At 56.2% G+C, this 20,434-nt stretch carries 17 protein-coding genes; 6 read left to right on the top strand and 11 right to left on the bottom strand.

Annotated features, from left to right (window positions below; genetic code table 11):
- Nucleotides 1-126: 126 nt before the first annotated feature.
- From J7E24_RS15755 to J7E24_RS15765, 3 genes are all read right to left on the bottom strand, one after another.
- Nucleotides 127-3,108, bottom strand: coding sequence for a hypothetical protein (locus J7E24_RS15755; RefSeq protein WP_215139086.1), 2,982 nt, complete (start codon nucleotides 3,106-3,108; stop codon nucleotides 127-129).
- Between the two features lie 620 nt (nucleotides 3,109-3,728).
- Nucleotides 3,729-4,172 carry a hypothetical protein gene (locus J7E24_RS15760; RefSeq protein ID WP_215139087.1) on the bottom strand — a complete coding sequence of 148 codons (444 nt, stop codon included), beginning with the start codon at nucleotides 4,170-4,172 and terminating at the stop codon, nucleotides 3,729-3,731.
- A 113-nt stretch (nucleotides 4,173-4,285) separates the two neighbouring features.
- Complete coding sequence (locus J7E24_RS15765) at nucleotides 4,286-4,738, bottom strand: hypothetical protein (protein WP_215139088.1); 453 nt, start codon at nucleotides 4,736-4,738, stop codon at nucleotides 4,286-4,288.
- Between the two features lie 474 nt (nucleotides 4,739-5,212).
- Here J7E24_RS15765 and J7E24_RS15770 point away from each other — a divergent pair, with 474 nt between their 5' ends.
- Entirely contained in the window at nucleotides 5,213-6,115 is a 903-nt protein-coding gene (locus tag J7E24_RS15770; protein WP_215139089.1) for a hypothetical protein, read from the top strand.
- Between the two features lie 96 nt (nucleotides 6,116-6,211).
- On the opposite strand, the gene J7E24_RS15775 is transcribed toward J7E24_RS15770, so the two are convergent.
- From J7E24_RS15775 to J7E24_RS15785, 3 genes are all read right to left on the bottom strand, one after another.
- Nucleotides 6,212-6,772, bottom strand: coding sequence for a hypothetical protein (locus J7E24_RS15775; RefSeq protein ID WP_215139090.1), 561 nt, complete (start codon nucleotides 6,770-6,772; stop codon nucleotides 6,212-6,214).
- 84 nt (nucleotides 6,773-6,856) lie between these two features.
- Complete coding sequence (locus J7E24_RS15780) at nucleotides 6,857-7,564, bottom strand: hypothetical protein (protein WP_215139091.1); 708 nt, start codon at nucleotides 7,562-7,564, stop codon at nucleotides 6,857-6,859.
- Nucleotides 7,565-7,672: 108 nt separating this feature from the next.
- Nucleotides 7,673-7,954: a hypothetical protein gene (locus J7E24_RS15785; protein WP_215139092.1), complete on the bottom strand. Its 282-nt coding sequence runs from the start codon at nucleotides 7,952-7,954 to the stop codon at nucleotides 7,673-7,675.
- A gap of 121 nt (nucleotides 7,955-8,075) precedes the next feature.
- Between J7E24_RS15785 and J7E24_RS15790 the strand changes: the two genes are divergently transcribed.
- Nucleotides 8,076-8,924: a hypothetical protein gene (locus J7E24_RS15790; RefSeq protein WP_215139093.1), complete on the top strand. Its 849-nt coding sequence runs from the start codon at nucleotides 8,076-8,078 to the stop codon at nucleotides 8,922-8,924.
- Between the two features lie 173 nt (nucleotides 8,925-9,097).
- Here J7E24_RS15790 and J7E24_RS15795 read toward each other — a convergent pair whose 3' ends face one another.
- Nucleotides 9,098-9,532 (bottom strand): hypothetical protein, encoded by a 435-nt coding sequence (locus J7E24_RS15795; protein ID WP_215139094.1) that lies wholly within the window; start codon nucleotides 9,530-9,532, stop codon nucleotides 9,098-9,100.
- Between the two features lie 142 nt (nucleotides 9,533-9,674).
- On the opposite strand from J7E24_RS15795, the gene J7E24_RS15800 reads away from it, so the two are divergent.
- Complete coding sequence (locus J7E24_RS15800) at nucleotides 9,675-9,977, top strand: hypothetical protein (RefSeq protein WP_215139095.1); 303 nt, start codon at nucleotides 9,675-9,677, stop codon at nucleotides 9,975-9,977.
- A gap of 350 nt (nucleotides 9,978-10,327) precedes the next feature.
- On the opposite strand, the gene J7E24_RS17705 is transcribed toward J7E24_RS15800, so the two are convergent.
- The 4 genes from J7E24_RS17705 to J7E24_RS15820 form a co-directional block, all read right to left on the bottom strand.
- A complete protein-coding gene (locus J7E24_RS17705; protein WP_251047234.1) occupies nucleotides 10,328-11,488 on the bottom strand; it encodes a DUF5712 family protein in 1,161 nt (386 codons plus the stop codon).
- 139 nt (nucleotides 11,489-11,627) lie between these two features.
- Nucleotides 11,628-12,404, bottom strand: coding sequence for a hypothetical protein (locus tag J7E24_RS15810; RefSeq protein WP_215139096.1), 777 nt, complete (start codon nucleotides 12,402-12,404; stop codon nucleotides 11,628-11,630).
- A gap of 3,522 nt (nucleotides 12,405-15,926) precedes the next feature.
- Nucleotides 15,927-16,271 (bottom strand): hypothetical protein, encoded by a 345-nt coding sequence (locus J7E24_RS15815; protein WP_215139097.1) that lies wholly within the window; start codon nucleotides 16,269-16,271, stop codon nucleotides 15,927-15,929.
- A gap of 136 nt (nucleotides 16,272-16,407) precedes the next feature.
- Nucleotides 16,408-17,517: a hypothetical protein gene (locus tag J7E24_RS15820; protein WP_215139098.1), complete on the bottom strand. Its 1,110-nt coding sequence runs from the start codon at nucleotides 17,515-17,517 to the stop codon at nucleotides 16,408-16,410.
- A 154-nt stretch (nucleotides 17,518-17,671) separates the two neighbouring features.
- Between J7E24_RS15820 and J7E24_RS18030 the strand changes: the two genes are divergently transcribed.
- The 3 genes from J7E24_RS18030 (at nucleotide 17,672) to J7E24_RS15835 (ending at nucleotide 20,433) form a co-directional block, all read left to right on the top strand.
- Entirely contained in the window at nucleotides 17,672-17,890 is a 219-nt protein-coding gene (locus J7E24_RS18030; protein ID WP_215139099.1) for a helix-turn-helix domain-containing protein, read from the top strand.
- Nucleotides 17,891-18,390: 500 nt separating this feature from the next.
- A complete protein-coding gene (locus tag J7E24_RS15830) occupies nucleotides 18,391-19,590 on the top strand; it encodes a replication initiation protein (RefSeq protein WP_215139100.1) in 1,200 nt (399 codons plus the stop codon).
- 252 nt (nucleotides 19,591-19,842) lie between these two features.
- A complete protein-coding gene (locus J7E24_RS15835; protein WP_092744068.1) occupies nucleotides 19,843-20,433 on the top strand; it encodes a recombinase family protein in 591 nt (196 codons plus the stop codon).
- Nucleotide 20,434: the final 1 nt, after the last annotated feature.

Below are 20,434 nucleotides of genomic sequence, written 5' to 3' on the forward strand. Positions count from 1 at the left end.
GGCACCGCTGCAAGCATTACTGGATAAGGCCACAAGACTATGCCACCGACCAAAGCCTGCTCCAACGACTCGAAGACGTCTTAACCAACGTCGGCAAACAATACACGATTACTTTTGCATGACTACTTAAGTGCCGGTTGCGGGGAACAGAGCGGTGTAACCGGCTGGTGAGCGAGGCTCTACTGGCCCCGGCAAAGGAGCAGCTATGTTAGTCTGGTACACGCGCTGGGGAACGACCAGTCCATCAGATGTCATGAAGAACTTGGTTAGCAGCCCACTCAACCAGCTGGCCGCTTGATCGGGCTTTTGTAGCCACTGTTGCGTTTCAATTGGCGTAGTGACCATAAAGCGTTCCTGCAACTGTCGGATCCCGGGGTCAGCAGTAGAGGCATAATCGGCGGCGTACTTGTAGCGGGTGCTACGAGTCTGGTTACCGGAAATGGTCGTTTCCTGACTATACGGTTGATAGTGTGCACTGGAGCGGTAGAGCAGGCGCGTAGTCGTCGTGAAAGGGCGGCTACCTTCCTCGTAGCGGGTTTCTTCCGTTCGGGTCAGCGGCCACCAGCCAACGGTTGTAAAGTAGCCTTGTAGTACCGCCCCCCGGCAGGGTAGATAATAGGTTTGCGGTATTTCGCCTAAGCTTCCGCCGATGGACAGACCCGGAATCTTTTTATTCGGAATGGAATCGAGCCCGTATTCCTTTGTTAGCCGCCGTACTAGTCGGATATCAGCTGCCCGGAAGGGGTCGCCGCCATCCCGGACGACATAATCCAGGGTGAGCAGTTCCTGGCCATTTTGCTCGTGATAATCAGTAGAGATAAAGCCTTGATTTATATTTCCTTGATCACTTAGATCTATCTGCTGCGCAGCCAAGTTGTAGAAAACGGACGTCGTGCGGGTGGTTTGCTCAGCACTTCGCTGCACGACACTTACCGTGTCGTAGCCAACGGCGCTACCTTGAGCGCTGCCATTACCGGCCTCGATATCTTCCGCGAAATGCACGACGTAGTGGCACGTGTATTGACCGCCAATTCCACCATTCTGCAGCAGAAACGAACAGCCAGTACCACTACTTCCTACTTGGGGAAGAGTATTATATCTAAAAGTGGAGTGAAAGATGGGCTGATGAATAAGCTTGCCGGTGGAAACGGTATGGTCATCAGTATCATAGTAGTAGTGCTTTACTTGATCACGCCGGTGGTCGAGCCCATCGTATGTGCTGATACTTTTGATGCGGGTACCACCACCGCGCCACTTTCTGCCCGTGTACTGCCGGTGGGCGTAGCTGGCCGTAATATGGACTTGCAGGGAACGTTCCAGCGATGCGATGACCTGCAGCCGGTAACGCCCGGGAGCTAGTGAAATCCTGCGCGTTTCGGCTCCTGAAGCCTGTCCTGCCAAATACGGAATTCGGTCAATAAGCTTGCCCGTCGCGTCGAATAGGTCACCATAGCCGTCCAACTCAGTAGCGGGCCCATTATCGTCGTTAGGTAAGATAACCGATCTAAAGCTCACCTCCTGCTGGTGCGTTAGTTCGAAATCAATGGTTTCGGTTTGACTCCCGCAATCTGTGGCCCCGGCTGTCGCAACACAGGCCGTACGTTGAAGCTGGGTTTCCGTATAGGAGAGTTCATTCGCATTGCTGAAATCATGGGATTCAAACTCCAGCGTAGTCGTGCCCCCGGTTGGGTATTGAATTTGTTTAAGCAGGCCAAAAGTCACCGTAGCCGGATTCGTTTCCCGGGAGACGGCGGCCATCACCTGCCGGTTCTGATGATTATCCCGGGGGAAAGGAAACTGGTTGGGGGCGGCGTTGTAGTAGCCCCAACGATCGATAGCATGTGTTCCCCGCGCTGGGCCGGCGAAATCGATGACCGTATGATATGGTGGAACATAGCTCAGCCGGTACGGTGGCTCCGTTGTTTGGCGCCCATCGGTCTCCATGCCCAAACGCTGTACCTGATAAAGGAATAGCCGGTCTGCCGGCGCGGCGTAGTCCCCGTACTGAAAGCGCACTTCTTGGTAGCGGGCGCTGTCAAGCAGAGAATTGAAACGCACTGCCTCCAACCGGCGCATCCCAGGCTGGTCTGGCCGGTTAGAGGAACTGATTAGATCCACCCGATGCGTAGCAGAGACGATACGCCGTAAATATTTTCCTCTAATATGCGTAGTAGGACGATTAGCGGTTTGTTCATTAGGTCTGCACTCATCACACAGCAAAGGATGCTTACCCCCATCAATCACCGTCTGACTGCTCAGGGCAGGGACACCCAGGGGGTGGTTGGAATCTGTATAGAGATAGTTGATATGCGTAGTGTAATCATGGTAGAAAAAATCCACTATCTCATGTTGTGCGGTCGTTATGCGAGTCAAAAACCATGAGGAGGCACCGGACTTAGAGCCCGATGACTCACCATCATTGCCCAGGTTTGTGATCTCGCTAGCCGTGAAGGTATAGCGGGTACCATCGGGCGTAGTTAGTTCCCACCCGCCGGTAGCAGAAGTAAGCGGCGAGACAATTTTGAGCGGCTGCGATGGGGTTACGTGAGGCGTCCCGAACTGATCAAAGATGATCTTGCCGCTATAACCCATGAAGTTAAAGCTAAAAAGGTCAGGCTGCGTGTCCTGCCTGCCTTCAAACACTGCTTTCAGATATTCATAGTAGTTAAGCGGATCTTGCCCCGTCCCATCGGTCGCGTTGTTATAGCATTCCGCCCCAATGTGTATAGGCAGCGGGGCCGAATGCGTCGGATAGCCGAATGCGTCAAAGTCATCAATACCGCGGCAGGTACGGACAATGGCCCCCCCGGCGTTAAGCGTCCAGCCCATGCCCGTCCAGGGAGCTACTTGATCAGGGCGTACGCCACCACCATGGTACTGTAAAGACAGCGGCACCGAAACGTTGCGACCGGGCATGGTAAAGAGAGGAATGCTGATTGAAGGCACTCCAGTATAGAGGCTAACTGGCGTTTCACCATAACGACCCAGCGCCGCTGCTTCCGGGGAAGGGGGCAGCAGGTTGTGGTTTAACAGGTGTGGGGGCAAGGCGGCAGGCGCCACAGGCTGGGCAGCACTTACCATAGGCATCAAGCCAAGCAGACCGAGCACTGCGGCGAAGATGAGAAGGACGCGGGCACTGGTTACCCCACCGTAGAATCGGATTCCACGCTTGGCATTTCTGGGCATCATATGTGGGAGAGGAGAGGTATTAGTCAAATAATCAGCTATCAGTGAGACGGGAAGGTTGCTGGTAAGGAATGTTCAGCTTCTTTGGAACCATTGAGTTGGCGCGGCAATCACCTACCGCGTCCTGTAAGCGGAAGGGTAAGGCGCACCGGCATACCTGGTCAGGGCCCTGATTGTCGAAGGCGAGGCAATGGTCTTGTTGACTTTTGTGAATCGGCCGCTACTGATTTGTCAGTTAGCCAGTAATGCCGCGCACACACCTGGCAACAGAGCAACCGATAAGGCTGCTCGAAAACAGTGGGTTGCCGAAGCAAGCCTATTGGCAATAGAAGGGAGCGTTGGATAAGCTAATGCACAGTAGAAAACAGTTGCAGTAGCCCAAAGGCGCGGCTGAAGCGCAGTAGATAGACTGCCCGCCTAAAGCAAGCAGGAGGATAGGTAGACGTTATTGAGGTCAATATTAGAACATTGCTTTTAGTATAACAAACAAGCAAAGCAGATTTCCCGGGTGCTCTCATGGAGCTGCCTGAAGTTATTAGCGTTTAAGGCTGGCCCATAATTGCATGGTAAGGAATGTAGGGCGGGTGGTAATGCGAATGCCGCAGGAAAGCTTTCCACCGGTTTCCACTGGCTTCGGTAATGCTGTCGGGAATGGGCCGCTTATACAAGAAATCGTTGCCGTCGGGGCTGAAGGTTCCGTAACGCACTACGTACCGCTCCCCAGGTCGGGCTTTCCCATCCCAAATACTTCCTCTCGTATGCCGGACGCCTGCGACCTCATACCAGTAACCGATGTGCATTTCGCCTTTAACGCGGGTTAATTCTGTGACGTGGGCAATGCCGTAATCCCAATGGGCAAGTAGGCTGATTTCGTCCACACTGCACTTTACGAAAAAGCAGGCGAGGAATCCAATACAGAGAAGGCTCAGCAGATACTTCGTCCATTCGACCAGAGACTTGGTCGGTGGTGGCGAAAAAAAGGCCATGTCGGGGGGTAAGGCTTTGTTTTAATAGGTTGCCCTAAAGAAAAAGCATTCCACGAAAAGGGTCCGAAGGTACACGCTCTGTGTTTGAAACAGGAGGGTTTCGCGCCAAGGGCTTATTGGCACTCTTGAAAAGTAATCGCCCCGGTTTTAGCTAAGACCACACTACGGCCAGGGCCGGTGTTGCGGTGCAGGTAGAAATAGCAGGTCACCGGGCGTTGAAGGAGGTTGTTGCGCCGGATGGCGGACACGGGGTAGCTCAACGTGAGCGTGTCGTGGCGGGCCGTGATGGTGGCATAGCCTTGCAGGCCGTCGGAGAAGGTCATCCGCGGGTTGGTGCTTTGAAACTTGATGGAGACGGCAAAGCCGTGGACCGATCGCTCAGCGTCGGCCAAGCGGTAGGCCAGCTTGGCCCGAATCACCGACTGGGGAGTCAAGGTGGCGCAGGGGGGCTGGTTGAGCGTCAGCAGGGCAATGGCGTTGCCCTCGGGCGTTTGGGCGGCCAGCACGGACATAAGACTGGCCAAGGCCAGAGTGGTGCGCCCGGCACCGCGGTAGAAGCGTGTCATAAGGCGAGGCGGAGGCGTTGGGAAAGGGCGTGCGAACAACGCACGTGCAACAACCGGCGAAAGATACTCTTCCGACCGGATCCTGTTCACTGAAACAGTCCGAATAGAATAACGAGCGTAAGTTTAACATCCCTTTCTGACCCGTTTTTAGGGCGGGCTATCCTCTACATGAATGTTCTACGCCTGTTGCGGACAAAGTGGGTGCTTCGGGTGTGGCTGGCCTGCGCGGGACTCGTGGGCTTGACCCTGTTCACGCCCCTGGAGTTCGTGCCCCTGCCGCTGGAAAACGCACCCCGCTGGGGCCTTTGGGCCCTGGCTGTGCCCGCCTGTGGTCTGCTGCGGAGCCGTTGGCCCCGGCTGCGGGGGCTGTGGACGGCCGTGCCGTGGCTGTTGTGGGGACCGGTCGTGGCCGCTACCCTCCTCTGGGCGCTGGCAACGCCGGAGACACGGCCTTGGTCTCACCGCCTGCGGCCCGTGAAAACGCTCTTTGCCGACGACGGGGAGTGGCGCACGTCGCAGGTCGTGTTTCGCCGGGGGCGCCAACGCGTCGTCAACCAACGGCGCACCGCCCTGGACCAACCCGCCCCGCGTTCCTTGCCTTGGCAGACGCGGACCGTGCTGATTACGCAACTGGGCCCCGGCCTGCAGTGGGCCGGCTCCGACCCGGGCCCGCACGGGCTGGACGCGTCGTGGCGTGCGGCGGAACCCACCCAGCCCGGGGAATTTCTTCGTTGGGAGCTTTTCCGGCAGCAACTGGCCTTAAGCGGGGACTCGGCCGTGCACCGGCGCTTACGCGCCCGGCTGCAAGTCCATGCGCGCGCTGTTTGGCGGCGCCAGCGCGACGCGTGGCGGACCCGGGTGGACCCGCCGCGCCCGGACGCCCCGGAAACCGTGCCGGCCGCCTCGCACGCCGGGGCCAACACCCTGGGTTGCTGGGTCAGCGCTGACGGACCGGTCGCGACCGAGGGGGTGCGGTACCGGGCCGCCCCGCGCCGCGGGCACGACTGCCGGGCCGATTACCGCACCGATACGACGGCGACCGATGCTTCCCGGCACCGCTTGACGGTGGAAGCCACCTTGCTACTCAACGGGGTGGCCCACGAACTGCGCCTGAACTTGGCTGTTCCCTTACGGCGCGGCACGTATGCCCTGCAGGCATGCGCCGAACCCGCCAGTTGGAGTACCCTGCAGCTGTTTGACCCGTGGCACAATGTCTCCTATTGTTCCCAGTCGCAGCCCCGGGCCACGGTGGTGCTCAGCCACATCGATACCCTGCGGCGAATTGTGGCCGGCACCTTCGAAGGCGAGTTACAGACCAATGCCACACCGAGGCAGTACGTCGTGCTTCGGCAAGGACGATTTGATGTGCGCTATTAGTCACATATCTCTCTTTCGCTGCTCGTTCATTCAAAGGGTGGCAAGGTGAACGAGCGCCATTAAATCATAGGAGCATTATCACGAACTGAGCTAAGACTAGGGTTCAATGTAGAACGCGCCGCGGCTGTCGAACACGACGTATAGCCGTTGCTCAGCTGGTGCCCACACGTAGAGATAGGCCCCACCCGCGCCGTCCGTGTAGGTGGCGTACGCATTGCCGGAGTGGCTCAGGTACTCGTGGCGCGCAAATCGCCGGCTGCCGGGCCATCGCTCCAAGGCTGGGGACGTGGCCAGGCTCCGTGCCAGGGGGTGGACCGCTCCGCCGGTCGGCCGCCATCCCAGGCTATCTTTTCCCAAAACCGACCGGTCAGGTCCGGGGAACCGCAGGCGCGGCAGCGGGTTGCCCGCGCCCAGCGCCGCGTGCACTGGGGCCGTGGGCGTGTAGGCCCACAGCTCGTGGGTATCCATTAGGTCGAAGCCCAGCACGTTGTGCGACTCGACCACACGCAGGCGCAGGCCCGGTTGGCGGAAAACGGCCGCGCCGGCGCTCTCGTCCAAGGGCCGGTCGAACGCCCAGGCCCCATCAAGCGCCACGACAGCCGCGGCCACTGCGGCGAGGAGTAGAAGAGCAATGCCTAAACGTCGAAACCAGAACATGAGCGCAGGAGTCACAGAAAAAGCGAGGAGCCAAACTTACGTTCACGCAAACGGTGGGTCCGGCAAAAGGAGAGTATAATCTGATTAGGCACTCGTTTCTTTGGTGCGAAGGTGGGCCTGCAAGGTCAGGTTGAGTAAGCCCCCGACGACCAAAATAGCCCCGGCGACAAACGGAAAACCGGCTCCTACTAAGTCCGCTAGGTCGGCGGACCACAGAAAGGGGTAACAAAACAGCATCGCCGCGATGCCCACGGCCATTACTCCGTAGCTGCCCAGCCAGCTCAAGCGGAGGTGCAGGTTGGGCTGGTGGATGAGTTTCACTTCTTGGTACCGACTGAACAGACAGCTTCGAAGCTGCTGGAGTGATTGGTGCTGACACGCCTCAATGGTCAGGGTAGCAAGCGGCACACAGCGTTGTCCAGCATGATAATCTTGCCGAAACAAGCGCCAGTGCTGGGGCAAGAGCAGCAGCCCAAACAAAAAAATCAGGAAGCTGGGCAAGGTCCAGTTGCCGTTACCCAGCATAAAGGCTTGCATCCGAATTTCGCCTACCGGCTCCAACTCATACGCCAGCACCACGTGCTTTAAGTCATGGCTTTCAAAGCCGGGCACCAACGTCAAGTCCCGGGCCAGCAAGCACGCCGCCAATTCGCGGCCAACCGTGCCTTCGGGCAGTTGGCTCAACGTGGCCACCTGGCGATGGTAGCGCGCCATGTCGTGGCACTGCTCCAAACACCACACTGAAAAGAAAAAAGCGTGGCGAATGAGTTGCTCGGGGATGGAGTACTTCATAGCGAACCAAGGTCTCGTTTGGACACAACCTAGCACTATTTCAACCTTGCGGTACTAACGTGCTTGCTACCTGTTCAAATAAAGGTCAGACGGTAGACGAGGAACACCCTACACTTGTGCCTTGAACCGTCCGGTAATAGTAATGGTGTCTCCGCTTTGCATTTCTACAATGACGGCCTGCTCGGACACCGTCACGGTATTGACCGAACCACTCGGTCCCCACTCGAAATTTCTCGTTGCTGTTACAGCCGTTACTTCTCTCACCGTCAACCGAAAATCAGGGTTGTTACCGGTGCGCAGGTAAAATATAACTTCTCCATCTCCCCACGCCAGCTCAAGGCTCACCAGGGTAGCATCATGCAGGAAGGAAGAGTCAAACGGCACAGGCATTATCTCAGTGTTTACTAAAACGGTCCCAAGGTGAACGCGCTCTGTTCAATTGAAGAAGCGAATAAATCGCTGCTCATACATCGTTGGGAAGACTTACACTCGCTCGCACTACCTTCCGGCCATGCATCGTCACTTGCTGCTTTCCTTCGCCTCGTGCGGGCTGCTGTTTGCTTCCGCCTATTCGGTTCCGCCCCCCTTGCCCCAGTCGTTTGTATACGTCGGACAATTTGAGCCCTCTTTCCTGGATGACGCCACGTTTGTGGTCCGGTCCCAGCTGGGCACCGGGTGCTTGCGGTGGACCCGCTACCACCGGCCCGAACCGACGGACACGGTGCGCTACCCCGTGTTTACCGATAGCGTGGCCCTCACCCCCCAGGACCTGCAGGGTTTCTTCACGGCTTTGGACAGCGTTCCGCTGCTGAAGATGAGAACCCGGGAGCAGCTGATGACGGACGGCATTTGGGTGCACAATGCCGTCGCGCAAGACGGTGCGCGCAATGCGTTTAGTTTTCAATCGCCCCGCAAAGCCCGCGACCCGGCCGAGCACCGCTTGGTCGAGGCGGTCTTGGCCTTGGCCCGCCGCAAATACAAGACCTTGGCGCAGCGGGAATACTTCGAGCAGTTGGAAGGGTATTTCGATTTCGGGCTGCCCTGCGAAATCACCGCCACCGCGCCGTTCGAGGTGCGGGTGCACGGCGTGTTGTACGACAACTACGTGAACGATGGCTCCTTGCCCGCCTTTTTGCAGCAATTGCCCACTGGGCAACCCGTGTTGATGGACTTAACCAATTCCCAGGGCATTGCCTACGGCTGCTTCCCGACGCTACGACAGTTTCTCCGCGCTAACCCCCGTGTGTTTTGGGTGCCCTCTGCCGCCGCCGCTGAGGACTTGCAAGTTATGGGAGTGGAACGAGGGCACTTTGCCGCGACCGTAGCCCAGGGGCGGGTGTTGTGTCAGGCATCCCGCTGACGGGACTGCGTTTCGGGCCCCTACGCAGAGGCGCCGTGGTTTACTTAAACGGTCCGAAGGTAACCGCGGCCGTTTGGTGAAAGGACCTATTGGCTACATTGAAGGCTCAGTTGGCTACTTTCGACTTCATGAAGCCATCACGCACTGCCATTCAACAGGAGCCACTCACTGCTCTAAGCGTCAAGGTGATGTGCCAAACCTGACCTTTGCTTCGGTTTCTTTCTTAATGCTGCCTTGAGTGTAATATATGTTGGCAGTGCCACCAATGATGCAAGGATGAATCCTGTAAATAATGAAAAATTTCTCCCCGTGTCGTGTGTCAAATTCTTCGCTGCTTCTTCTTGTTCGATCGTAATTTCCTTGCCACTAAAGAAGCCATCTTCATCCAAATCGAAGCTATTCATCTCAATTTGATATTTTATGTCATCAAAGGTTGCTACGCCAACAATTAGCCCGTAAAGTGTAATAAACATTGCCAAGGCAATCCAAGTAGCTTTGCCATCTCGCTTCCCAAGTATCACTTTTCTCTTGGCAAATATCCATATAAGGATAAGAAAACTAAGAATTGCTGGAATAAATAGGTGAAGGGGAACAGTTACAGGACTCATAAAAACTGTTACAAAGTGTTCAAGGCAGCGGTGGCAAGGTAAACGCACTGTGTTCAGAATTGCGAGCATTACTCTGTCCTCGAGAGGAACCAGCACCAAGCTACGCGTTCCTTCAATGCATCGCCTTTATCTTCGGGCTGCGATGGAAGACCTATATCTGGACGAATTGGAGGCCGTTTGGGAAATCGAAACTGGTTTTCTCGGGTGCTTGCGCGGAGGGGTCTTTGACCATGCTCTCTACGGTGCGTTTGTGACCACCCTAATGCGGGTGCAGGTGGAGGAAGGCGCGTTGTTGCCTGCTCGTTTCGTGACGTTGCTCTGGTTTGTTCTGCCGTTTATGGAACAGCAGGCAGAACAAATAACGGCCACTTTTCCACGTGACGAGTACCAGCTCGCCCAAGCCCGCATACAGCAGCAGTTAGAGCGCATTTTGGGTTTTCCCTGAGCGTTCAAGAAAAGGGTCGTTTATGTGAACAATAAATTCCGTTGTAGCTCGGGGTTGGCTTCAGTGTTTACGCCAGTTGCCGATAGGCAAAACGTTGGTCGGACACTAAATACAACTGATGTAAGGCCGCTGGCAGAAATGCTCCGCCTGATCAACTCGTGTTAAGCTGTCTTATCCCTAGCCAAGCGTGCGAACATTCACATCCCCACTTTCTTGTTTCTCATCGATGCCGGTGCGCTACGGAACCGGCCAAAACTACTTTGCAGCTGTTAGCCATCCAATTCCAGCCACACATAGTATGACGAATTGGTGTGGGCAAAGAACTTATAGTAGTCCGCCTGCTTAGCCACTTACATCTCCTGCTCATAGTCGCGGGCGCGTTCCTGTTCACTCCGCACGTCCGTTATTTTGCTGGATGTTTTGAGTGCGCTGGCCAGCTGGTTTATCCGGCGCTCGATGGAGTCAACTGACGAGCCGACACTTGGATTCCGGGGCGGGCTCAGCCGCTCGCGGAGTCGATTGGTCAGTGGCGGCGGGGCCGGCTGTGGCTCCCAGTCTGTCAGCTGCGTACCCTTCTGCGCGCGGCCGGTTCTCAAATATTCGTAGGGCTCAATGGTGAGCTTACCAGCCTCGGCGTTACGCTCAATCAGTCCCAGCTTTCTATAAAAAACGTCGTCATATTTCCGCTCGCGGGCCACTTCTTTTACTTGCTCCACTTCGAGTTTGTAGCCGTCCGGGAGCTTACCGTTCACGCGGGCTACCAGCACGTTTAGCCGCGCATCCTTCTTGGCAATCTGCTCTGGGGTTAGCTCTTTTTTTGTCTTGGCGGCCCGCCCCTGAATGTCCTGGGCCCGCTCGCTTTCAAGTGCCTGGCGCCGGGCTTTTCCCTCCAGTCCGGTGCCGATGCTGACTCGCCCCACGGCCACTTCCATCTCGATTCCCACGGCGGCCTGGAAGGAAACCCGGTTGAATCGGTCGGCGGTACCCAGCGGGTTGAGCGTGATTTTCTGTTCGCGGTCCCGGGCACTAACGACGACGTGAATATGGGTTTGCAGGCCAGGTTTTTCTTCTCCCTGGCTCCCTTCATTGGTGCCTCGGTTCTTGCGCTCAGTGTGAATGGTAGCCGCCCGAATCAAATCCTTTTCGCCCGGCTCCCGCCCACCTTTTAGGTTGAAGTTGCCGGCGTATAGCTCCATCGCGGCGCGGGTAAACTCCTGCAACTTCTGCGGGGCGTTGCCCAGCAATGCCAGCTGCTCCTGGTCGGGACTGAGCACCAACGAGTGAAACTTTACGGCGTCTTTGCCCAGCCCTTTGTGGTTGTTGTCGAGTAGCTGCACTACGTCGTCGGCGCTGAGTTTGCCCGCCGCCTCGGTGCTAAAGAACTCGGCTCCGGGCTGGCCGGCCTGCTTGGCTTCCTGCTCCAGGTAGTTGGTAGCTCGGCGTACCGACCCAGTGTTGCCGTACACTTTTTTCCCGTTGGTGGCCGGGTTTAGAACCTTGGCGTAAAGCATGAGCTAGTGGAAGGGAATAAGAGAAAAACAGTCCGCCTCTCCGGCAAAAAGAAGTACCTAACTCAGCAGAAAACCCGTCGTTCCAGCGGCAAACCTCGGCTGGTGCTAGGTGATATTTTCGTCAGCACTGGTGGATAAGTTACGGATACGCCGGGGGCGTATCCGTTGCCGGCTTTTGCTTGGGTGGCGGCAGAGCCGAGGGCGGCGCGACTGTTACAGTTGGCCGCTTGGTTCTGACTCTCTCCGTCAGCTTTAGTCCTTCCAACAGTTCCCGCGATTGCTCTACAACTTTCCTGTCCAACATCTCCGTTAGCTCCTGATTAAATTCATTGCGAACGGAATAAGGCACCTTAGAATCCGGTACCAGTTCGCCCATAAGTTTCAGTAACTCGGCCGTCATTCTGCGGCCAATCAGTCCATTTCCCGCCCCCGCCAGCACGCGCTCCATCAGCGGCCAAAGCAGCTGCGACTCGGTGGCGGCCAACTTGCCCAGCAGGTTTTCTTCGATGGCTTCCAGGTACAAATTCGTAGCTGATTGCTGCGTGGCCAGGTGCGTGTACAGGTTCTTTTCGAGCGTGCGCCACATACCCACCACCCGGTTGCCAATGTCGGCACTTTGCTTGCGGGCCGTCTCCTGCATCCCGTCCACTTTTATCGAAAGAGACGCCAGCTTTTCCGTAACCTCCGCCAGCCCTGGAGCCTGCTCTTGCGTCGGGTCTAGGCCTTTCTCAGCGAAGTAGTGGACGGCTGCAACGACATAGGCACTCTTGCTTTTTCCGAGATTCATAGCTGCATTAGCTACCATCTGGTTGGTTTCTTCATCCACCCAAATAGCAGTTCCGCTACCGTGATTTTTCTTTCTTACTACTGCCGCATCAGCTCGCCGCTTAGCCGGCCTCTTAGAGTTTTCAGGCATCTGCATCTGTGCTATACTAAGGGTGAATGATTTGTAAATCAGTTGTCTAAGTCAATTTCTAAGGTTATATTGTAACTACATGATAAATATGATTATTTAAGACCTTTATAAATGCCTATTCTAAGGGCAAATAATTTGATAGCCAATAACTTAATATCTATTCTAATGCACTGACTCTGTTAGTGCCTGGTAATCAGCGCGGTAGCGCAGGCGGTAGCCCCTCCTCCTGCTAACTACTACTACTGCTTCGTGAATCCGGTACTAGGCTGCTACCCACCTTGATTCGTAAGGTATGGTATCGGGTCGGAATCGTTGCTATGTTGCCCGTTGTTTTGCTTCTGGGACTGCTGGGCTACTTCGGCTACTCTCTGCCCCCTCAACTTCTCTCCTACCGCTTCGTTTGCCGGCTCTCCTATCGCTGGCTATCCTCCGCACCTCTATACCAGCCTTGCCTGCTTCCAGCTACCTCTATTCGCCTGCCTACCCTTCGCCTGACCTTGCCCTCACCGTACACGTCTTAGGCTTCTGCTGCTCCTGTTTGTGGCTGCTGACTTTGACCTGACCCTACTATCCCAACCGGCCATCATCACCGACTCTCCCGCCCGGTTTCCAATCAGCAAAACGCCGGCCTGCTTTCACATTTCCTCTACTAAACTCCGCTCATCTTCCAGTTGCACAACTCACACCCAGTCGACAACCACGCGCCTTGTTTTTCAGCCTGCCTTTAAGCTCTGTCCCTCACGTTGGTTCAGGAAAATCACATGGCCAGCAGGGTAAAAAGCACCTGATTCCCACGCCTCTGATTGCGTAAAGATTGTCCTTGCCGCCCTGGCTTCTATCGAACTCTTAGGTCCAACCTCTAGCTTCTTTATGCGAAAGGATTACCTCGCCCACCTTTCGTTTTTTCACTCCCGGATAGACGTACCCAACCCGAAAATCAGCGCCGAAAATCCTGATACGGAATTCGTGATCCTGCAAAAAGTAAATCATCACAAGTGGCTGACGTTGCTTACGCTTTACCCAACTAGGCAACGCGTTTGCTGAGTTGGGTTGAAGTAGCAGAAGCATCTAAAGCCAATTGATTTCGCCCCACCTGTTAGCTCGTCCAGCCGTCAGCACACCACGCGCTCACCCCAAAGAAAGTCATCCGTAAACGATGCACCCGCCCTCGGCTGGCCGCCTGGACCAAGGCAGGAAAAATCAGGAAGTATGAGGTCAATAAGCGACTGCCCCCTCCCTCTTTTCTTGCGCCCCTCAACCACCCCAGCTACCTTCCCGACGCTGCGTAACCCCTGCTCCAACGGCGGCTGGTTATTGTCTGCTTGCCCTTCCGTGGGGAAGCACGAAGCATCGTCCACTGCCCTTTCTTTTCCCGCTCATGTAGATATACCCGACTTCTACCTTAACGTCGAACAGCTCGGTGTAGCCCTTCCGGCCCAAAACAAACGTGAGCCGCCGAAAGGGTACTTGCTTGCTACCACGTGCCCAACAAAGAGCGCAGTTCGCGCTACCTTTCTGCCCGGATGATTCGCACTCAGCGCAACCGTATTTCTGTTCATCCCTTCGTTCGCCCGGCCGTTATAACCCAACCCAACAGGCTGGATAAGCTCGCGCAATATAAGCTCGCGCAATCACTGCGCCGACCCGTCTCACTACCGGTTCTTTTCCACCACCGTATGCCCCTTTGCCCTGAGCTAGCGTAGCAGTCGCCTCCCCAAAAAGTAAAGGGGGGATGCTACTATTTCAGGCTCCCACCGCCAGCAAAGCCGCCCACCCTAAGGCAGCTGAGGCTTCCGCCCCAGCTTCGCTAAGCGCCCCCCTACGCGCGTCTGGGTTGCGCTGGTAGTTGCTTCGCTTTCTGGCTCCACCCCGCAACCGGCTAACTCTGTTTTCTCGTGGCCCGCTTCTACGGACGGCGCGCCAGGTGGCGCTGTTTGCTGGCTCACTGCCCGACTACTCACCGCGCCGACTTCAGCCATCGGCACGATTGGAGCGAGGGCGACGTTCGGCCCCACTAACGCTCCTCCGTCTGTCCAGGTCGGGTAGCTACACGACTTTGCTCAGGCACTTGAGTCTTGATAAGCGGGTTCAGCACAGGAGTCGGACAAGTGACCAAAGGTCCTGCTCTTTTTCACAAACCCGGGCACTTCGCCCCGCTCGTTCTTGCCGTGCTGAAATGGCTCGCGGCCTTCTGCCAGCCGCTACGCAAGGCGCTCAAGCTTTCGCACGGCTTACCCCTCTCACGCGGTCGCAATGGTCACGCCGCGTAGGCTACTCCGCGCTCGGCCAAGCACCTGCTTGACGACCTGGCGTTTGGCCTCCCCCGCCTGCTCGGCGACGCGTTCAATCAGCAGAATGGCTCCCGGTTCGAGCCTACAGACCACCGCTTTCTTTGGGTTATGCTCTTTGTATGGCGTGGTGCTATGCGCACAGCGCGCTTTTCTTTTTGTGCGTCGCGGGTCAATCTGAGTACGGGTTATTGCACCAACTACTGGTTCATTGCTTGGCTTTCTGCGTGGCTGCTGTCGGTCTTTTATCCCATCCGTTCTGCTAAACGCCACGTGGGCTGCACGAGACGACGGACGAGGGGAAGTGCCTGGTCGTCTCATCGGCTGCCCCACCCTTTCGTCAGGTGGCTGCTTCTCAAGCAGGGGCAGGCGGGCACTGCTTAGAACAGGACTGCAAGCAGCTCCAGCAGCGGCACCAGGCGGCCTGATGCCATGGCCCCACCCAGGCCCAGCGCATCGGCCGCGCGCAAACAAGCAAGCGAGCCCGCGTAGCGTGCCCATCAGGACCAGGGCCCGCCCGGTATCAGGCAGGCGGGTAGCGGCGTAGGTCAGGTACGCCCCGAGGCTACCCACCACACGGGCTATCACCAACTAAGTAGCGGTTCGCGCTCCCGCCTCTAATAGGCCCTCGAACAGGCCCGCTAACCTGGTAAAACGAGGCGTGGGCATGGCGGCGGGTTCAGTAATAGAGGAATCGCGCTACTCGCTGACGGGCTTCTCCCCGACCGACCAGCTCTTACTGCCTTGGCAATGGCTAATGGCCGGCTGCTTTGCCTGCCCTGCTGGCGGCTCATCAGATGGGGGGCATGGCAACGGTGACGCAACCTGTTAACCCGCCCTGAAAAGTATTTTTTCGGATGACTACCGGTGGGCTTCTGCTTCCCTGGTACGGATTGTTGCCTTCCTGCTGCTGCTCGCTACTCTTCGCTGCCTGGATGTGAGCGCAGCAGTAGTAGCCTTAGCTGAAAGGGCGGTCCACACGGCGCTTGCAGCCCATATACGCGCTTCCAAACTGGGCAATGAGGGCCGAAAACAGCTTTTCTGGCTTATCAGCGAGCGTATCGTTCGCTCAGCCGCTGATGTAGCCAGCAAGCAGTACCCGGAATGCTTCCCCCACTCACCGGACCGTTTAGGCTCTTCTACTGGCTTTCCGGTACGCAAGGGGAACCGACCAACTCTTACATGCGCCGGTTGGACCGACCTGTTAACCACCGCCCGTAAGCGAGCGCCCGCCTTATCGGCGCCTGGTTTTCAGCAGGCCCAGTTCGTTACGAAGGCTGACCTGATGAAAGATATCGGCGATGAGTTGATCAGGCGTTATGCCCAGCTTCTTGGCCAGCCCAAAAATGCTGGCCAGGGAGAGCAGCTCCGGCTTCGCCCTAGCCACCTTGATGGTTTCAGCAGCCATGCCCATGCTGCGCGCCAGTTCGCGCACGCGTACGCCCTGGCTGCCATCGGGTCGATCGAAGGAAGAGATCCATTCTTCTACCGTCCGGCCCGAAGGCTTTGGCGGGCGCTTCGTGTGGGCGACTTCGGTTGGTTTTGGGCGGTTGTCTGGGGGGATAGATGCAGAACTCATGTGGCTGAAGTGGGGAAGGTTGGCTGGTGGGTTTCGGCTGTTTGATTGGCTGTCAGGCAGTCTATGGCCCATGGGACGAACAGGGGTAGCTGCGTAAGCGGGCTGGGTAGCCGGGCATTGGCTATGGCCTGCCGGGCTACGCGGGGCCCCTGGCGGGCCGGGCAGTTTTGCCCGGCCCGCCAGGGGCCCCGCGTAGCCGGCAGATGCGGTCCATCACGGCGGGGGAGCCCGGCAGCAGCTCGACCGGCCGGGGTTCGACTCCGCTGTTCAGGGTCGCTATACTCTCCCCGAAGGCGGCCAACACGTCCTCCTCGGTCGGATGGCCGCTGGCCAGTCGGAAGATGAGCTCGCGCACCCGGCCACCGTAGGCCGTCGGCTGTTGCTCCAGCTCAGCCAGTGCCAGCACGGCCCAGCACGCATACTTAGCCAGGCGGCGGGCCATCAAGCCTGACGCCGCCGTGTGGATGGTCATTTCCAGGGGGGCCAGCTCTTCGGTGCAGGCCAGGCGCTGGAGCAGTTGCTGCAGGGCCAGTTGATCCAGCGTTACCTGTGGCGCGTCTTCGCCTTCCACCCACAACTGCGGCTGCAGGGCGTCCAGCGCCTTGGCCCAGCGCAACCACGGGAGAGTCGGAAAATAGGCGCTTAACTCCTGCTGCACGCTGACCAGGGCGCGTGAGCGTTGTGGGAACGTGGCGTCGGCATAGGCGACTGCACGACCCGGGCTGGCGGCAAAACTGGTGACGGACGGGTCCAGGTGGGGCTCACTACCCAGAGCAGATGAGCCAGCAACCACTTCTGCCTCCTCGAACAAGGCCGGAGGGAGGGCTGTTTGCGGCACCATGGCCTCGCTTGCTGCTTTGTCCGGGGACGGCCCAGGAGTAGCTGGGCGGGCACGCTGCTTGCGCGGTTTAGGGGCCGCGGGTGGGTGGGTGCTCTGGCGTTGCTGGCCGACCTGGTGAAAGACGTCGGCTACGAGTTGGCCGGGGGCTACGCCCATGCGGTTGGCCAACCCAAACAAGCTCGCCAGCGAAAGGCAATCAGGCTGAATTCGGGCCACCTTGAGCTTTTCAGTGCCGATGTGCAGGGCGGCGGTGAGCTCGCGTACGGGTAGTCCTGGTTCACCATCAGGGCGTATATGACTGGCGATTATCGCCTGTAGCGTGCGGCCCGTAGGCTTAGGCAGGCAGTGCAAAGGGACCTTTTTGCCCTCATTCTCATCGTTGTCTGGAGTCGAATTTGAACGCATATTCAAGTGTAGAATCAGGGCTCGTGGCCACGTTTTAGAGATTGTTTCTTCTAAAGAGTGGATGCTTAGGCAAGGGGATTTACAATCTTAAGGCTAAGATAATGACAAATATGTAATTGACAAGCAGACACAAGCCCCTGACCTTGCGAAAAGCATGGAGGAGGCCTCAAGTGACAGTGTTATTCGCACCTTAGTGCAACGCTTACAGCAATTAAGGTTGTCTCGTCACCTATCCCAACAAGAGGTTTACGATGCCACCGGAATACACATTGGTCGATTAGAAGCAAAGCCAGTAAACCTAACCATGCGGACACTCATCATTTTGTGCCGTTATTACGACGTACCATTGGCTCCATTATTTGCAGGTTTATAGTTCCTGCGTCAGATAGTTGGCTTTTTTAACATCCAACTGTCTGATACAAGTTTGTAGCTGTGTGTAGCCCCTTACTGTCATTTAATTTCTTCATAGAGAGGAAAAGCGCGGAATAATGTATGTACATGATTCCGCGCCTTAGTGCCAACTATACCAGAACGAGCAGTTTGGTAGCATCCAAGCTGAACTTGACACTCATTTGATCTTTACGGCTTGGATGTCCGATACTTGTCAAGGATACTCTTTGTCTTGCTGATACACTTGATAGCAATCTTTAAAAAAACTCAATTCTAAAAAAATGAATCCTATTCAATTATTAAACAATTGATCTATTAACAATTAAGGACGATTTAACTATTTGACTTTCAATAATTTACAAGCTCGAAACAGGCACGAAGTACCTTTGAGATAGGCACGAAGTACCTTTGAGATAATAATAAAAAATATCTCACATACTATCTCAAAATATCATACATTAGCGTCTGCTAAAACAGCTTGCTATGTCTGACAAACAGCTACCTGGTACTACCTTTGATAAGCGGCGTGGTAAATGGAAGGGACAGTACCGAAAGAACGGTAAGACCAAGAGCCTCGGGTACTTTGAGTCACAGCTTGATGCCTATGAGGCCGTGCGTAAGGCGAAAGCAGAGTCACAGATATCTAGTGAGGATAGTGAGATACTTTTAGAGGTACTTCCCTCCTATCTCAATAAACCTGCATCCTTGCGTCATGCTACTGATACTATTGCCCAAAGCAATGTGCTCATAGATAGCCCATGGGCAATGACACTGATGGAGGCCCGTCTCTTCGTGCTCATGTTGCGTGGACTACGGCGCGATGATCCTGGTACCAACCGTATCGTAGTACCGCTGGCCGATCTTGTTGGAGAACAACCCATCGGTGGCCGGGGCTACAAACTGCTGCATGCGGCTTTGGATGGGTTAGATGCCATTCGTATCGATTTGCCCATGCCTAACCGCCAGCAGGATTATCACAAGGTGCCGTTGGCGCATTCTTTACAGTTGGATAGTGGTGCCGGTACAGTATCGGGATACTTCTCGGCCGATGTAATGCCTTACCTGACCAGCTTGGTGGATAACTTCACACTAGGCCAGGTCGCCGACTTACTCAGTATCCGTAGTGTGAATACGCATCGCTATTACTGGCTTATGCAGATGTGGAAGTTCAAGAGTCCACATACGGTAGCAGTGGAAGAGTTGCGTCGGCTGACAACAGGTGGTTCCGCTTACCCGCAATACTCAGAGTACCGTAAAAATGTACTCAAACCTTCGTTGGCCGAACTTAACGAGCTGAACTTCGAAATATCCGTCGTGGAGAATAAGGTCGGTCGTAGCGTTGACTCTGTGGAGTTTCATATTAGCTACGTGGCTGCTAAGCTACAGTCGCGTCAGCTACAGTTGCCACTTGGTGAGCCTGCCCAGCAGTGTGAGCAACCTTCAATTACTCCGCAACACGAGCGTGTAGCCCAGCGCCTACGCAAGCTTAAGCTTACCGAGGCCCAGATCAAGCAAGTTATTCAAGTGTTGCCTACAGAAGCTGAACATCATAAGCTGTTGAAAGCCACTCACCCTTTGTTGGTGGAGTACGAAACTAAAAGTAAACCCTTCGATAATATTGGCGCTACAGCTGTTAATTTACTAAAAACGGTATTCCCCGAATATTATAAAGCAGTAAAATAGATTGTTTTCAAGAACCAGACTTCTTAGCGTAGTATATGGGGTAGCGCAAGAGTAAGAACAGAAATTCCCGTTAGGGCCGCCGGGTCGGATTCTGGCGAGTTGGGGGTGTCTCGAAAAACGGGCGTTTTTTCGGCCCAGTGACCTCGCTAGTTTGAAAGGCTCCTGAGGCTAGCAATAAATGTCTCATATGCTGTTCTCACGAATCAACGGCTCGCTATCTTTGCCCCCGTTGACTTCCTGAGAATACCGCCTATGATTTTCGGCTATGCCCGCGTCAGTACCTCTGACCAGCAGCTGCACCTGCAGACCGATGCTTTGCAGGCCTACGGGTGCGCCGAGGTGGCCCAGGAAAAAGTGTCGTCCGTGAAAGAGCGGCCAGCGCTTCAACACCTGTTGACCCGCCTGCGGCCGGGCGACACATTGGTGGTCTGGAAGCTGGACCGGTTGGGCCGCTCGCTCAAAGACTTGGTCACGTTGGTGACCGGTTTTCAGGACAAGGGCATCCACTTCGTCAGCTTGCAGGACCACCTGGACACGACCACGGCCCAGGGCCGGCTCATGTTTAATCTGTTTGCCTCGCTGGCTGAGTTTGAGCGCGACATCATCCGCGAACGGACGCGAGCAGGACTGACGGCCGCCCGCGCCCGCGGCCGGCAGGGGGGGCGGCCGAAGGGACTTTCCAAAGAGGCCTTGTCGAAAGCGCAGGCCGCGAAGACCCTTTATCTGCAGCAGGACAAGACGGTGGCCGAAATTGGGCAGCTGCTCGGCGTGGGCCGGGCCACCATTTACCGCTACCTCGCCTACCTGGGCGTCCCGACGGGCGGCAGTCCGGCCCGCCAGTAAG

It is taken from the genome of Hymenobacter sp. ISL-91 (assembly GCF_018613725.1).
Taxonomy (GTDB): domain Bacteria; phylum Bacteroidota; class Bacteroidia; order Cytophagales; family Hymenobacteraceae; genus Hymenobacter.